The organism is Lentisalinibacter orientalis, assembly GCF_040706535.1.
GTDB lineage: Bacteria > Pseudomonadota > Gammaproteobacteria > Steroidobacterales > Woeseiaceae > Lentisalinibacter > Lentisalinibacter orientalis.
Genome location: NZ_JAPDRJ010000007.1, coordinates 63,513 through 78,492 on the forward strand (window position 1 = coordinate 63,513; position 14,980 = coordinate 78,492).

Genomic DNA, 14,980 nt, shown 5'->3' on the forward strand with positions numbered 1-14,980 from the left:
TTCCACTATGTATCGAAGAGCGCGCTTGTTCCATCGGCGTAGTGTCTTCGCAATGTCCATACGTGCGCTAATGCGGGATCCGCTAGCCACCTTAAACGCCCGGCCCGATTTGCTGGATCGGTTAATATATGGTTGGAATAATGAGGCTTGGAGTGCAGATCGGCAATATCTCTCTGCCTGCCTGGACTATGCCCTGCGAACCCCAGGTCCGTTCCTCGAATGCGGTTCAGGCCTGTCCACCATCCTGATCGGTGCTGTCGCCAAGGCCCAGGGCAAGAAACTGTGGACACTAGAACATTCGCCGGAATGGCTGGCTCATGTGCAAAAATGCCTGAAAAAATATTCAATCGATAGCGTCATGATCTGTCATGCCCCTCTAAGACGTTATAACGGCTATGAATGGTATGACAGCGAGACTAATGATTTTCCTCACGATTTCAATTTAGTAATTTGCGATGGCCCGCCTGGGGAAACCCTTGGCGGCCGCTTCGGACTGCTCCCGGTAATGCGGAACGCACTCGCAGGCGGATGCACAATCCTGCTTGACGATGCTCACCGGCCGCCGGAGAGGCAAATAATTGACCGTTGGCAGGACGAATTCGGTGTTGAAGCGACTTTTAAAGGGGAAAACACGCAGTATGCCGCTGTGCATCTGCCACATGAGCAATAGCCTTTAGTCAGCGTCGCATTAGCCAAATCCTCTCTCGTTTTCAAATAGAAACACTTTGCGCAATCAAGCGTTGCCAACTCAGTTTTCCAAAACTTGCCTAACCGCCCTACATGCTGACGAAAATTGCCTGGCCAGCACGGGGTTCACTTTACATTAAGACAGGCGCAGGCGACTCCTGTTCAGCGTGGCTTCAAGGCCCATTCGAGAGCATCTGAGTGCTTCATCGCCCATAAGAAATACCCCGCTGGTCTCAGATTTCCCATGCATCCCGGGCACCAGCATAAGTGTCCACGTCGAGGCGACAGTTCGAAACTAGAGTTTCAGACTGCTTGTTGACGCGCCTTAATCGGTGTCAGATCGCCCAGCGCGTCATGCGGGCGCTCATCGTTGCAGCCTTAGCCCCATGTCAGGTCCGGGGTAGTTCACCAATGGATGCCACACTGCACGTCACCCCGATGCCGAGTCATTCAGCCTGAGAATTTCCCGCCTTCATCGGCCGGCTCGGCCCCGTATTCCCTGGGCGTTCGATGATCGAGAGCCTTGTGAGGTCGAGTCTCGTTGTAGTCAATCCGCCGAGTGTCTAGTTTCTCCTTCGCATCAGCGAGTGAGTTGAACCAATGAGCGTTCAAGCGCTCGTCCCGAAGGCTACCATTGAATGATTTGATGTGCGCGTTGTCCGTCTGCTTGCCTAGCCGCGAGAACTCAAGCTGCACCTTCTGCATATAGGCCCAGAGGTCGACCAGCCGTGACTGGAACTCACTGCCGTTATCGCAGTAGACCTGTCGCGGTGCACCGCGTCTGGCCGCGATCCCAGTCAACACCCGAACGACATCTTCGGAGTGCAACGCCCGGCCGGCCTCAATGGCCAGGCACTCACGGGTACAGACATCAACAACCGTCAACAATCGGATACGACGACCGTCGACCAGCTGATCAGACATGAAGTCCATGCTCCAGGCCTCGTTGAGGCGACGCGCAAGACGCTTGGGCGGCTATCGATGCGCAGCACTGACATGGCCACGAAGTCGACGAGCGCGTAACTGTTGGCCCAGCTCGCAGTAGAGGCAATGAACACGCTTGTGGTTGATCGGCCAGCTGTCCCGACGCAGTAACACGTGGATACGCTTGTAGCCGCACCGAATATGGACCTCTGCGAGCTCCTTGATGCGGCGCTTCAGCACGTCCTGGGGCGGGCGCCGGGACTGGTACCACTCCACCGACCTCGGCTGGTCGACGACGAGACACGCCCGCCGTTCGCTGACCCCGTAGTGACCGCGCAAGTAGAACACTGCTTCGCGACGTTGCGGTGCCTTCACCACGTTCTTTCGCGATATCGGTCAACATCGCCTTGTACAGGCTCAGGTCCGCCACGATCTCCTTCAGCGTGGCATCTTCCTCGCGCAACCGCCTTAGCTCACGCGCCTGGCCCGGTTCGAGCCCTCCGTACTCCTTCTTCCAGCGATAAAACGTCTGCTCGGCGATGCCAAGATCCCTGGCGATCTCTGCTGCCGGCGTGCCCAGCTCGTGCTGCTTCACAGCAGCAACGATCTGCTCCACCGAGTACCTCTTTCGCTTCATGACAAGATCTCCTCTCAAGGTGCAATCCTGCCAGAAAGTCTCAGTTAAAATGGCTGGATTTAGCGGGCTCCCCTCTTGAGGACCCGAGACTCGAAGGTGTCAACCGTGCCGAATCACGCTTGATCAGGCCATTTCCAGCGCATACAGGCCTGCGCTACGCTAATCGGCAATAACGAAGTAATCTGAGGGATTGCGCAAAGTACCTAAAAATTCCGCGTGCCGCGTGTGGCGCTAAGGGATCGCCGTGAAACCAGAACGTTGTAGACCGCCTACTGACTGATCCGTCCGACACTTCTCTCGAAGGACGAAACGGCGAGAAGATCAATCGAGAAATGCACACCACCCGATACTCTTCCATGGTAAATTGGAAAAGTATTGAACGCGTCGGTAACGAATTGGTGTTCGAGAGTTGGTATGCTTTAAGTTTACAGAAGATACTGCAAATTGGACACCCATACAGCGTGGCATCATCTCATGCACCTGCCCGATTTCATTACCGATTTGATCGACTTGGTCATGTGTATGCTAATAGACTGAGCCAACGACGAGTGTGATACGGTGGGCTGTCTTTATCAGGTGATCGGCCTTATCCCGTAGCCATGAAGAGCACGCACCCCATCGGAAGCATATAGATGTATCGGTCTGTGCAGGGGATTGCTGCATTCCAGTTTCGGACCCGAGACATCCCGGCTTTCGCCGTGTTTTGGGCCGTCCACTCGATACTCTCGTAGATTGCAATAACTTCTATGCAACTCGGTTGGTGAGAGTATCGTGACTCGGTTATAGTTCTCTCGGATCAGTCCGTAGCTTGGCGAGAAGTAGAGGCAATGGAACGCATCAGTTGGATATATAGGCCTCTGGCGGTCGTAGCCCTGATCTTACCGTTCATTGTCGCTGTCAGTGCAATAATACCTGACGTCATGGAGTACCGCGTACCGAGAGTCAGCTTAAGCGATTCAATCGCGGATGACTGTTACGCAAGCTATGCCGGCAGGGCTTCGATTCGTCAGAAAATCAATGCGGCGAGACTAGGTGTTCTAGGTGGAGTTACCGGAAGTTCGGCGATTTCTACGGCCGACAGGATGCTTACAGGAATACTGGAGCTTCCTGACTATTCGGCGCTTGAAATTGAGCTCCCTTTTGATGCAGCTGATCTGGAGAAAGGACCACCCTCACTACAACTCCGCATCGGAGCCCTCCTGATCGGGGATATTTTCCTGGAAGCTTACAAGCATTCTGGGACAGATGAATATCTTGACGCGGCAGTCAGTGTCGCGAATGCATTTCTCGCATATGAAGAAGGCAGATGGCTTCCAAAGGGCTTTCTCTGGAACGATCATGCCGTCGCGGCGCGGTTGCTCTTTCTCACACGTCTCTTTGATGCGGTGGCAAGCCGTCATCGTTCCGATACGGATCAGCTTAGGTCAGTACTCAAGGGGATAGACAGAGGAATTAGACTCCTAGCGAAACCGTCCCAATTCACCTATCGAACGAACCATGGGATGGTGCAGAATCTGGCTATTCTGCACGCTTCCGCTTTCTGCAAAGAACTTCCTGCGGCTCGAGAGTTCGAATCTGTCGCGGCGGAACGGATAGCGGAGCAAATGGAAATCTACATGTCGCCAGAAGGGGTAGTTCCGGAACACTCTTCTGAGTACCAGGAGTTTGGCGTCGCCCTGGTGGAGAAGGCGATTTTTTACTTTGAGGAACTTGGCAGACCGGTGCCAACAGTTTGGCGAACGAAGCTTACAAATAGCCGAATTTTTCTGGAACACATTACGCGGCCAGACGGCAGTTTACCCCGTTATGGAAACTCGGGGGGGATATCAAATCGAGAGCCGCCCTTGTCGGTCCGCAGCCCTCCTCTTTGGTTCAATGAGGATCTTGGACTATGGTCCTCATGGTTCGTTTCCGATGCCCACCTGTTTGTCCCTTGGCTGAACTTCCCCGGTGGCGCACATAAACATGCGGACGAAATGGCGGTCTTTTTTTGGTACGCAGGTGAGGAATGGTGGTCGGCGACGGGTTACTGGCCTTACGGTAAGGCGAATCAGGAGTGGGCTATTGGATGGGAAGGGAGTAATGCGCCCCGATGGGAGGGTGAGCGTTTCGATAGCTTGAGGAGCACGGAGGTCGTAGCCTCGACATCGACGAAAAGTGTTCAACTCCTACATCTGCGACGAACATTAGTAGACGGTCCGTCCATCGATAGGTTCATAATCACAGATGTGTGCGGGAAGTGGATGGTGATCGACGCGCCGACCGAGCCCTCATCGCGTATCGCCGAGACATCTTGGATGACAATGCCAGAAGTCTCAGTGTCATCCTCCTCAGACAGCGAATACTTGATGTCTAGCGGTCGAAGTACGGCGAGACTCCAACTGACGATTTTGCGGAGCCCGGACGTCACAAGCCAATGGGTGAGAGGCAGCGCTTCCCCCTATGCCGGTTGGGTGTCGATACGCAACGCGATCTTCGCGACTAACGCCATGACTTCTGAAATGCCCCCAGGATCGTGGATGGTGATGTCTTGGCAAACTGGATGCACAGAGCCTGATGTCCCGGTGGTAGATGCGTTCGAGTGGGGGGATATGGCGAATTGGACGCTCCGATACCGCACAGGTCACGGACCGAAGATCCTTGACTACCGTTTAGGAGAACTGGTCGTCAGTCATGAGGGCACTAGCACAATTGCCCGCTCCGTGGTGCGCAGGGGAGAGGGAAACGAGTCCCTGAACGGGATGGTCGAGCAGTTGACTTCTCTGGAGAAGAAGTACGATAGGCATCGCTATCTGTTGCCTTGGCGCATTCGCGCGATGAAGATTCTGTTGGGGCTAGCCATCGTCAATAGCATATTAGTTTTGGGCGTCGGCCTATTTGTCCGTGTTGAATGGAGAGCAGCTGCACGGTTCGGATCACTCCTGGTTTGGCTCACCGCGGCGGCATGGCTGCATTTCGCCTATTTCTCGCATTGACAGGGTAAGCTGTGCCGACCGGAGTTGATGGATGCTCGTTATTCTCAGCGCTGCTAGCTATGGATCATCGAGCTGGATAACCTGCTGCGTGAGTTTCGGACCAAACTGAAACTTGAGATGGACGAACCTAATTTGACGAACACTTCTCGCCGATTTTATGGACTGACTTAGGTTCGACGGACACTTCAGGCCTATTCTACGTGCAGATAGGAGTTGACCGTATCCCCGTAATTCGAGTCATGCGTGATGTGGGATTTCCCTGTATTTTGACCCAAGGGAGGTCCCGCGATGAAGCGAAAGCGCTATACCGAAGAACAGATCATCTCGATACTGAAGGAGCATGAGGCCGGGGCCTCAGTACCTGATATCGCCAGGCGCCACGGAGTGGCCGAGAACATCGTCTACCGCTGGAAGTCGAAGTACGGCGGCATGGAAGTGTCCGAAGCCAAGCGGCTGCGCCAGCTCGAGCAGGAGACCGCACGGCTGAAGAAGCGGATGACGATGACGGAGCTATCTTCGGGTGAACAGGGTGGGGTTTATTGAGCGCTTACGAAGAAGCTCCTGCCCGAGGCGGAGCTCGACAAGGCAGGGCTGACGGAGCTCCTTGAGGGAAAATGGTGACGGCTGCGCAGCGGCGCCGGGCCGTGGAACACCTGAAGAGTCGCCGCTTCAGCGAACGTCGAGCTTGCCGGCTGGCCGGATTCAGTCGCTCGGCCACCTGACGCCCGCTGAAGGGCCGGAGTTCACCTCCAAAGCAATGGCAGCGCCCGACGCGGCGCCCTCCCTACCGACTGACAACAGCAATATTGGAGACCAAAGCAGTATCAACGCTGCGATACGGATTTCAAGGAGTGACGAAAGTTATTATCCATTCGTCGCGGAACAATATCCTGCCGCAACTGACGGAGATCCGGATAGCCAGTTTCTGGTCTGGCGGCTGATGGAGGCGTGCAGACCGCACCACTATTTATTTTCAAGCGATTCCTTCGAGGAAGTCTTGTCTCGCCTGAAGGCACCTTCTCCGGCAACCATCGAGAGATTGAGAAGAACCTGGGCCCGTTGCAGCGAACTCCACGCCCACACATCGGATTTTTTAGATTAGGAGCGATTCCTTGCGGATGCCGCGGAAAGCGGCCATCCGTATGCTCAGTTAGAGGTTGCATTAAATCGCCTAGCCAATGGAGAGCCGCGGGAGACTGTAGCACCGTTACTGGCCTCAGCTCTCAGCTCCGCCACCGCGGACGTGATTTTCGACATGTCTGCCGCTGCCGTTAAGCCCGACGATCCCGAATCGGCGATTGACGGCGCTGCTTGGATGCTCGCAGGATGTCATCTGGGCGCCGACTGCGGTCCCAACGGCTACCGAATGCAGCAGTTCTGCCAGTTCTCTACAGAGTGTGGCGTCGGAGAATCGGTCGACGACTTCATCCTACGTCAGTTCGGTCAAGATACATACGATCAGGCCGAACGGCGCGCCGAAGAAATACTCTCCAATCTAGGCAACGGTAAGATCGCTCCGCTTATCTCGGACTGGATCGAAGCCAATTAACCAATCCGCCTGCCCGCCAGTTAGCCTCCTGCCGAAGCGTCACGCCACTTCTGCATTACGCACAGCTCTGCAAACCGGTCTTTATTCCGTATCCGTTGCATTGACGGCAGGTGTCGGTGCTGCGCGGCTCGGATCATGATACCTGTGCCGAGTCAACGGTGTCATTCGGGACGGGCAGCAAGGCTTCGATCTCTTCGACCGATGTCGCCTGCGGCAACTCGGTGAACACTGTCCGTAGATATCCGTAGGGTTCGATGCCATTAGCCTTGGCCGTCTCTATCAGACTGTAGAGATTCGCACTCGCGTTGGCGCCGGCTACGGTGTCGCAGAACAGGAAGTTCTTGCGGCCAATGACGAACGGCCGGATCGCGTTCTCGGTCAGGTTGTTGTCGATCCGCAGGCGCCCGTCCTCGACGTAGACGATGAGCTTTGGCCACTGTTTGTGGGCGTAGTTCATCGCCTTGCCGAGCGCCGAGCGCGGCGGCACGATCGGCAGATGCTCGTCTAGCCAGGTCCGGATGTCCTCGAGCAAGGGCTCGGCTCGCTCTTGGCGGACCCGCTGCCGTTCTTCGGCGGACAAGACCTTGGTCTCCCGCTCGATCCGGTACAGTTGCTGGATCTTCGCCATGGCCACGCCGGCCAGCGAGGCCTTGCGCTTCTCCGGGCCGAGCAGTCCCTGGGCTTTGATCGCCTCGTCAAACTTGCGCCGGACGTGCGCCCAGCAGCCGACCGCGGTCAGGCCGTACTCGGCGCAGACCTTGCCGTAAGCCTCGTAGCCGTCGGTCAGCAGATAGCTGGAGAAGCCTTCCAACAAGCGGATCGGCACGCGTTGTGATCGCGACGGGTCGTAGTCGTAGAGCAGGATCGGGTGGTCCGGCGGCCCGCCGCGCTGTACCCAGAGGTAGGACTGGCTTTCCGCCGGTTTTCCGGGTTCTTTCAGCACCTGCAGCCGGGTCTCGTCCATGGCGACGATGTCGTAGGCCAGTAGCCGCTCTCGAAGCAGGTTGATCAGCGGCTGCACGAGTTCGCCCGCCTTCACCATCCAGTGCGCCAGCGTCGATCGCGGCAGCGTAACGCCGATCCGGGCGAGCTTCTTCTCCTGCCGGTAGAGCGGCAGGCCGTCGACGTACTTGGCGACCGCGACATGCGCGAGCGTCCCCGGCGAGGCCAGGCTCCGCGGGATCGGCTGGTTGGGCATGGGCGCTGTCACCGGCTTGCCGTCACAGGCCTTGCAGGCGTAGGTCTTGCGAACGTGACGCAGGACCTGCACCCGGGCCGGCTGAATATCGAGCTGCTCGGTGACCTTCTCGCTGATCGCGGTCAGCTCGGACTGGCACTCGCCGCACTGCCAGCCGACCTCGTCGATCTCGTGGACGATCTCGACCCTGGGGAACGCCTTCGGCAGCGGTCGGCGGGCGCCCTTGGCGCGCCGATGGGCCGGCACCGCCACGGTGCCGAGGAGATCGGGTTGTTCAGTGTCGGGATCATCGCTTTCTCTAGCCGCCGCCTCGGCCTCGTTGAACGCCAGTGCCAGCTGGTCGATCGAGAAGCGCTCGCTGCGCGTGCCGAAGTGCTGGTGCCGGGCCAGCCGGATCTGCTCCAGGAGCTGGTCGATGAACAGCGACTGTTGCTCGAGCTTCTGCTGCTGCTCGATAACCAACTGGCGGAGCTCGGCGACGCTTGTCGGCAATCCTGCCGTGTACCCCTTCGTCTCGTTGTCGATTTGTCGCTGGTCCATCTACAGTACCCGGTGATGCAGCAGGGATCCGTTGGCCTGAGTCACCGTCAGCGGGTAGCCGTCGAGCAACCAGTTGATCTCCTGTACTGTCAATTTCAACACCGAGTCGGATCCTGACAAGGGCCACTTGAAGCGGGACTTCTCGAGGCGCTTCATCCACAGCACGAAGCCGTTGCCTTCCCAGGCGACCATCTTGACCAGCGTCCGGGCCCGGTTGCAGAAGATGTAGAGATCGGCACTGAAGGGATCCCGGCCCATCTCACCCTCGACAATCGAAACCAGGCCGTTAATGGCCTTCCTCATGTCGACAGGTTGCCGGTGCAGGTGGATGCGGACATCCCCTGAGGGGCGGATCATTGCAGGCGGCTCGCCGTGAGGACCAGCGCCTCGAGCTGCTCGGGCCCGAGATCGCCGTGCCATTCCACGCGCACGCCGTTCGGAAGCACCAGGCTCATGCCTAGGGGACGGGACGGCGCGATGACGCGGACAAAGCCGCCGCTGGCCTCACCAGCAGCAGGAACACTGAGTAAACCACGGCGCGCCAGGATGCCCTTCCAGGAATAGAGCTCTTTGGACTTCAGGCCCTCGGACCGGGCGTAGTCGGCAATGCTGCCGTCGAAGGCCTCAGCCGCCTGGATGTGATCCAGCCAGTACTGTTGGCGTTCGGTGATCGGTGTGTCGCTCATCATCGGCTCCTTTAGACAAAGCAGGAGCGTGATCGATCACGAATCAGCCGAAAAGGGTGCCGTTAACGCACCGCTTACAAAGCAATGTTCTTCGGAGTCAGCGCAGCGGCGTGAAGCTGCACTTCATCCAGCCAGGTAAACCGACACAGAACGCGTTCATCGAGAGCTTCAAAGGCAAGTTCCGCGAGTATTGTCTGGACCTGATCTGGTTCGCCAGTCTGGACGATGCCAGGGGGACCATCGAGGACGGGAGAAGACAATACAACCACGTCAGACCGCATTGATCACTAGGCAGTAAGCCCCCTGCTCCCTGCCGTGTTCGCTTGTGAAGCTGCCTGATATGCTCAATCTCCCACATCAGACGTGGCTTACTTCACGGACGGTCAGTTGCGACGCGTGCCTGATGGATAACCAGATCGGACCGGGCTAAAGTGAACCTGATAAGCTTCCCGGCGCTTCGACGCCGAGACGGTGATGAGGGCTTCAGCGGCGAATATGCCATCAGGGCCGGCGTTTAGTCTCCAATAATAGGCCGGATATATGACCGCGGCGATTCTGTTCTATCGGTCGGCGCACGCGTTGCTTCTAGGCGGGAGTCCATATAGGAAGCTTACGGCACGCAGACCTTCGAGGCGGCTTCACTGTGAATCAGGACTGTATGCAAAAAATCGGGTCACTCCAAATTCCAACCATACCCTACTGCCTCCAGCCTCTTTTTGAGGCCGGGAAGAGGGTAGCCGTTTTTGTAAGCTAGCTTTGCGGATTCACGCGCGGCTCGGTAGTCTCCGAGTTCAAAGAGACTTAATCCGAGATTGTATTGTAGCTCCGCATTTTCCGGCATCAATGATTCTGCTTGGCGGTACTCTTTTACGGCCGCACTATGCGCATCACGAATCGCAAAGTGCAAGCCAAAAAGCATTCGAACCACTGGATCGTTTGGCCTGAACGCAAGTGCGCGCTCAAAATAGCATCGGGCCGTGTTCCATCTTGAAACGCCATGGGTCAGCTCGTAGCGTGAGATAGCATAAAGTGCGCGATGGTGGTTTGGGACCGCACGCAGCGTGTAATCCAAATCCCCTGCCGGATCTGTTTGAGACTGCCCACTCTCAAGGCGCTCAACCTTCGCCGTGAAATGGTACGCCTCCACCATCGGGATCTTAGCGCGGTCTTCGCGAGCCTTCTGATCATTGTAGTCGTACGGCCCCACCCCATTATCGAAGGGATTGCCGCAGTCCCCCCCCCCTAGCACAGGGTTGGCACCCAAGAGACACCAGAGCAATATTGGACCGACTACGCGTAGTCCGGCCGACCGCGTGCCGAAAACCCTCCTGCTCACATGGCGCTTTCTCATCTCACAATCGTAGTGTCGCCCAATACCAAAATTACAGATTGGTGGCTCGAAGCGTTAGTCAGCAATAAGGTCGTTCGGTGGATTTGGCGTCAAAGCCGGTTGAAAGTTGCCGGCAACACCTACCGGGGTCGTCGCCACAACCATCTGATCTATATATACCTCGGTTCCGCCCGGCGAACATGGCCCGACAAACTCGCCCCCGAAATGCACGTTGAGCCATACCAGCCTCACATGTAGATTGTCATGGCCGATCTTGCGCCAGACCATATTAGTCTTCTCGAACGCCAGCTCCCCGTCAACCCAGCCTCGTAGGACACCATCATCCTTACCTGGCGTGTTCATACTCACTTGCATCTCGATCGCATGCCAGACACCATTCTCCAAATCACCTACATTGTCGAAACCACAGGTACCAACCACGTCGGGACCAGAATCACACGCGACGATCTTGTCCGTGGGGCAGTTTTGATCCTGATTATGAGTTACTTCGCAAGTCCTGCCGCTTTGCCTATTGGTATCTGCATCCCATACTGCGTGATCGCCCCACAAACCGTTTTGATATGGATGGTAGGCGTAGGTGCCGAACCGGGTACTCGCCTGGGTATTTTCCTCACACGCGAATGTGCAGGACTTGAAGAGGGACCGCGCCGACCAGCAATTGAGTCCGTCTGACGGATTACCACCATTTCCGCACTGCTCCTCTGGCCAAGCTCTAGGATCGGCAAGACCCGGGAACTTACCTCCATCCCCTGCAGAGCTGCCATCTGATTTGCACAGTGCTGGGTCAAAATTGTCCCCAAGCTTCAAATAGTACCGAAAATACAGATTATCAGGCTTCAGTCCGGCTTCCTCCAAAGGCCAAGCTACCGCGACTCCGCAGCACTCATACTGCGGGATTTCGATTCGAATACAATTCCCGCTGACGCACTGATCTGTTTCTGTTGATACTTTTGTGAATCGGTCTTCTTCCGCCGGATAGAAGTTTCGAGAGCCGTCCTTCAGGTATCCTTTCCCTTTCCAGAAGTCCGCGGTTTCAAATGGCTCGCAGTAGAGCACCCCATCAGATCCCGCCAGTGCCTCATCAGCGCCGCGACAATCACTGTATGACACTTCTTCCGCCCCGGCACTCGCCCAAGCCAGCAGACCGTAAGTAGCGAAGAAAATCAAAGACCTAATCGTGGATGCCAGATTACTAATCACGTTCTTCACGCCTCCGAATGTCATTCTCCACGGGGGAAGCCGTCCGCGCTCACGCGCCGTTCTTCCAAGTTGCCTGGGATTGCGCAGGCCTAGCCAAGTCGTAGCAGATATGACAGGAAGTGTATCCTTTTCTCATCCAGCCATATAGATGTCTCTGGCTTGCGACACCTTCGCAGAATGGCAATTTGTGACCGACGTCACAATCTGGAGCTCCAATTCACTACGAAATATGCTTTGTGACTATGCTTGTGGTCTGACCCAAATCGACGCAACGGCAGTGGGCATTTCTAGACAGTACTGAACTGCTGAACAGGAAGATTGGGCAGATCAGCGATGAAAATTGGAATGCCGGACTTGAGAGAGGATCTCTATCGGATTACGGGATAGCTTCATTCGTGGGTAGCGTCGACGGGGGGCTCTTTCGAAGTGCGAGTCTGTGATCGTTCCTCAACCGGATCTTGCAAAAAACCAGTGTTATGCTCTTTGTGCGATGTAGCCAAGTCGGTGAAGGAACCATCACGGGCTCTGGGCAGTTTCAGAGGCGGTATGAGCTGGGATCTTCCTCCGGCCTGAATCCCAACCTATCATGGACAGAAGCGGCCGGCGAGACGACGATGCTACTGGGTAGCCAAAAGTCGCCTGCGACGCATGGCAAGTGGATAATCAAAGTACCGATTCAGTCGTTTACGAAACATAGCTGATCTATCCGCAGGGAAAATGCGTCATAGCTTGAAGCTCTATAGAAGGACAGAAGTATGTGTAAACAGACTACAGAGATGGGCTCCGTAGGGCCGAGCCTCGTCGCAGTCATTTGGTTTGGTTGCGTCTTACTAGGCAGCTTATTCGGCTCAAGTCTCGCGGGCGCGGCGTCGTGTGCAATCCCCGGCCAAGGAGAGACAGCACTCCAGTCTGCCGCCAACGGCCTTCAACCCGGCGATTGGTGCGAACTCACTACCGACGGACTCGATTGGAGTCTAATACAGCCGCCTGGTAGCGGATTGTGCCCCAACGAGAATCATCTCGAATACGGGGGAGAAGGTGTATACGACCCTGCAAGGCAGGCCATATTCGTGGCGACCGGCCCACATTCGGGTACAGTCACCGGAGGATGCTACCCGGAGAATTATGTACTTATCAAATACGATGAGGGCTCGAATAGTTGGTCTCTTGAAGACCAGACGACGACGGGACTACCCAACGGTGGCCACGGTTACGACCTCACATCCATCGATCCAACAACCGGCGACGTCTACGTCAGCGTCTATAACAGCAACGGTCTGTGGCGTCGTAATGGAATAGATGGTAGTTGGACGAAGGTTGGCGACAATCCCATCATTAGCTGTAATGCACAGACCTGCGCTTCCGGAAGTACTTGGGACATTCGGCGGAACGGTTACCTGCGTTTTGGCGACAGTTCAGAGAGTGGAGTGACGATTTGGCGTAAAGACGAAGCCAATTGGTCGCAGCTCGCTCCGGCATCAGAGTTCGGCGGATTCAACGCTGGTTATCATTTTTGGGCCGGTTATCATCGCACCAGCGGCATCGTATGGTTGCATGATGGAAACGGCTCCTCAAAACACTGGCGGCTAAATGCAAACGACAGTATTGAAGCTTTGCGCCCACCACCGATATCACTCGGTTGCTGTGGCAACAACGGACGATTCACTACCTACGATTTCCGGACTGACAGATTCGTAGTCGCTGATCCGTATACGAACAGATTTTACGACTATGATGTGGAAGACGATGTGTGGACTTCTTTGGGAACAAAAGTACCACTTAACCAAAGTGGTGCTCCCGAGGCCTTCGTTGCGCCGATCGATGCTCATGGTGGCGTGATTATGTACGTTGTTGGTCGCGGCACTGGTAATGATCCAAAGGTATACGTGTATAAGCATGCCGGGGCGGAAGCCCCTGAGCAGTCTACCCCGGAGGCCCCGAAGGACTTCGGCGCCAATTAACTTGTTATATATGAAGCAGACTAAGTAACCCATAGGAATGTCTTTCGGTTCCTCTACCGGCACCGCGTCTACGCACTGTGACGCTGCGTCCTGCGAAGAGATTACTATCCCACTCGCGTGGCGCTTATGCCGATATGAGTAACGAACGTCTTTATAACGGAACCGCAAGCACCCCTGAATGGGCGGAACAATTGTATGACGTCGTTGTTATCCAGAAAGGGGGCGAAGAAGACAATCGACTTCACTCTGCGCTACATGTCGTCATCCGGCCGTTGATTGATATTGCAGTAGATCTGCAACAGACGTGTTGCTCAGATACTCACTACAAAATGCGAGTTAAGCTCGAGTGGGCATCGGCACCGAAACAAAAAGCCATATGTCCGGATATTATCTTGCGCTATGGGAGTTAACCGTACCCCGTGACCTAAGTCATGCCTGATGTGGCTGATTAAGGATATCGGGCAGGTATGCTAGAAAACACAGCACGGGGCTTGCTACCCAGTGATCGGCGCGGCTTGAGGTGGCTTAAGTACCTTCTTCAGTCCTTAATGGCCGCTCTAGCATCGTCCAGACTGGCGAACCAGATCAGGTCCAGACAATACTCGTGGAACTTGCCTTTGAAGCTCTCGGCGAAGGCGTTCTGTGTCGGCGTGCCTAGCTGGATGAAGTGCAGTTTCACGCCACTGCACTGACTCCACACGCCACTGCACTGACTCCAGAAGAACACCGCTGTGGAGATGAACTCCTACCCGTTGTCAAAACGATAGGAGCAGGGCTCTAGCGAGACAGCTGATCAAACTCTCGAGCAAGGCGCTGGCCTGAGATCGACAAATCAACGATCTGCAGTATGCAGTCCCGGGAGAAGTCATCGATGATGTTGAGAACACGCATCCGTCGGCCAATAGCTAGCTGATCGGGAGATGAAGTCCATTGACCAGCGATCGTTGACCCCGTGCGGGGGCCAGCATCGATAGCATCAGCGGGGTGATTTTCTTTCTCTCCTTGGTACAAACCTGCAGACCTTCCTTATTGGAGACCCGACAGGTGCGCTTCCAGTTGACCACATCGCCCTCGATCCGGAGTATGTCGTGGTGCGTTGGATAGCCGTACCGGGATTAACGCTCGGCCGAGCCTGTAAGAAATTCTGTGTTCGTGAGCCATACTCGAGAGACTCTTTTGAGGAGACAGAGATATGGCGAAGAGAAGAGACGACGGGATCGACCGCGAATTGCTTGATCGGCTGATTTCGGAGCGCGGCGCCAGAGGGGCGCT

Annotated in this window: 11 protein-coding genes and 3 pseudogenes; 7 read left to right on the forward strand and 7 right to left on the reverse strand. The window is 55.8% G+C overall.

Translation table 11 applies throughout. The annotated features are described in order from the left end of the window. The first annotated feature begins 52 nt into the window (after positions 1-52). Positions 53-670 (forward strand): O-methyltransferase, encoded by a 618-nt coding sequence (locus ACJMK0_RS19040; protein ID WP_405240843.1) that lies wholly within the window; start codon positions 53-55, stop codon positions 668-670. Between the two features lie 467 nt (positions 671-1,137). Here the strand turns inward: ACJMK0_RS19040 and ACJMK0_RS19045 are convergent. Further along, positions 1,138-2,248 (reverse strand): annotated as a pseudogene (locus tag ACJMK0_RS19045) (IS3 family transposase). An 827-nt stretch (positions 2,249-3,075) separates the two neighbouring features. On the opposite strand from ACJMK0_RS19045, the gene ACJMK0_RS19050 reads away from it, so the two are divergent. From ACJMK0_RS19050 to ACJMK0_RS19065, 4 genes and pseudogenes are all read left to right on the forward strand, one after another. Beyond that, on the forward strand, positions 3,076-5,223 hold the full coding sequence (locus ACJMK0_RS19050) for a heparinase II/III family protein (RefSeq protein ID WP_405240845.1): 2,148 nt from the start codon (positions 3,076-3,078) through the stop codon (positions 5,221-5,223). Between the two features lie 288 nt (positions 5,224-5,511). Next, positions 5,512-5,715 (forward strand): annotated as a pseudogene (locus ACJMK0_RS19055) (transposase); the annotation flags it as partial. A 112-nt stretch (positions 5,716-5,827) separates the two neighbouring features. Further along, a complete protein-coding gene (locus ACJMK0_RS19060) occupies positions 5,828-6,325 on the forward strand; it encodes a hypothetical protein (protein WP_405240849.1) in 498 nt (165 codons plus the stop codon). Positions 6,326-6,478: 153 nt separating this feature from the next. Beyond that, the gene (locus tag ACJMK0_RS19065; protein ID WP_405240851.1) at positions 6,479-6,772 is read left to right on the forward strand and encodes a hypothetical protein; all 294 of its coding nucleotides are present in this window, start codon (positions 6,479-6,481) and stop codon (positions 6,770-6,772) included. A gap of 133 nt (positions 6,773-6,905) precedes the next feature. Here the strand turns inward: ACJMK0_RS19065 and tnpC are convergent, their stop codons facing one another. From tnpC to tnpA, 3 genes are read right to left on the reverse strand one after another with little or no spacing between them, the layout of a single operon-like run. Continuing rightward, positions 6,906-8,510: an IS66 family transposase gene (tnpC, locus tag ACJMK0_RS19070; RefSeq protein ID WP_405240853.1), complete on the reverse strand. Its 1,605-nt coding sequence runs from the start codon at positions 8,508-8,510 to the stop codon at positions 6,906-6,908. Then, entirely contained in the window at positions 8,511-8,930 is a 420-nt protein-coding gene (gene tnpB, locus ACJMK0_RS19075) for an IS66 family insertion sequence element accessory protein TnpB (RefSeq protein ID WP_405240855.1), read from the reverse strand. It lies immediately after the preceding gene. Beyond that, positions 8,864-9,199 (reverse strand): IS66 family insertion sequence element accessory protein TnpA, encoded by a 336-nt coding sequence (gene tnpA / locus ACJMK0_RS19080; protein WP_405240857.1) that lies wholly within the window; start codon positions 9,197-9,199, stop codon positions 8,864-8,866. The genes tnpB and tnpA overlap by 67 nt, the downstream gene beginning before the upstream one ends. A 75-nt stretch (positions 9,200-9,274) precedes the next feature. Here tnpA and ACJMK0_RS19085 point away from each other — a divergent pair. Further along, positions 9,275-9,480, forward strand: a pseudogene (locus ACJMK0_RS19085) (integrase core domain-containing protein); the annotation flags it as partial. Positions 9,481-9,869: 389 nt separating this feature from the next. Here ACJMK0_RS19085 and ACJMK0_RS19090 read toward each other — a convergent pair. Beyond that, positions 9,870-10,346, reverse strand: coding sequence for a tetratricopeptide repeat protein (locus ACJMK0_RS19090; RefSeq protein WP_405240859.1), 477 nt, complete (start codon positions 10,344-10,346; stop codon positions 9,870-9,872). A 255-nt stretch (positions 10,347-10,601) separates the two neighbouring features. Continuing rightward, positions 10,602-11,756 (reverse strand): polysaccharide lyase, encoded by a 1,155-nt coding sequence (locus ACJMK0_RS19095; protein WP_405240861.1) that lies wholly within the window; start codon positions 11,754-11,756, stop codon positions 10,602-10,604. Positions 11,757-12,817: 1,061 nt separating this feature from the next. Between ACJMK0_RS19095 and ACJMK0_RS19100 the strand changes: the two genes are divergently transcribed. Next, entirely contained in the window at positions 12,818-13,708 is an 891-nt protein-coding gene (locus tag ACJMK0_RS19100) for a hypothetical protein (RefSeq protein WP_405240863.1), read from the forward strand. 538 nt (positions 13,709-14,246) lie between these two features. Here the strand turns inward: ACJMK0_RS19100 and ACJMK0_RS19105 are convergent. After that, positions 14,247-14,387, reverse strand: coding sequence for an integrase core domain-containing protein (locus ACJMK0_RS19105; protein ID WP_405240865.1), 141 nt, complete (start codon positions 14,385-14,387; stop codon positions 14,247-14,249). Between the last annotated feature and the right edge of the window lie 593 nt (positions 14,388-14,980).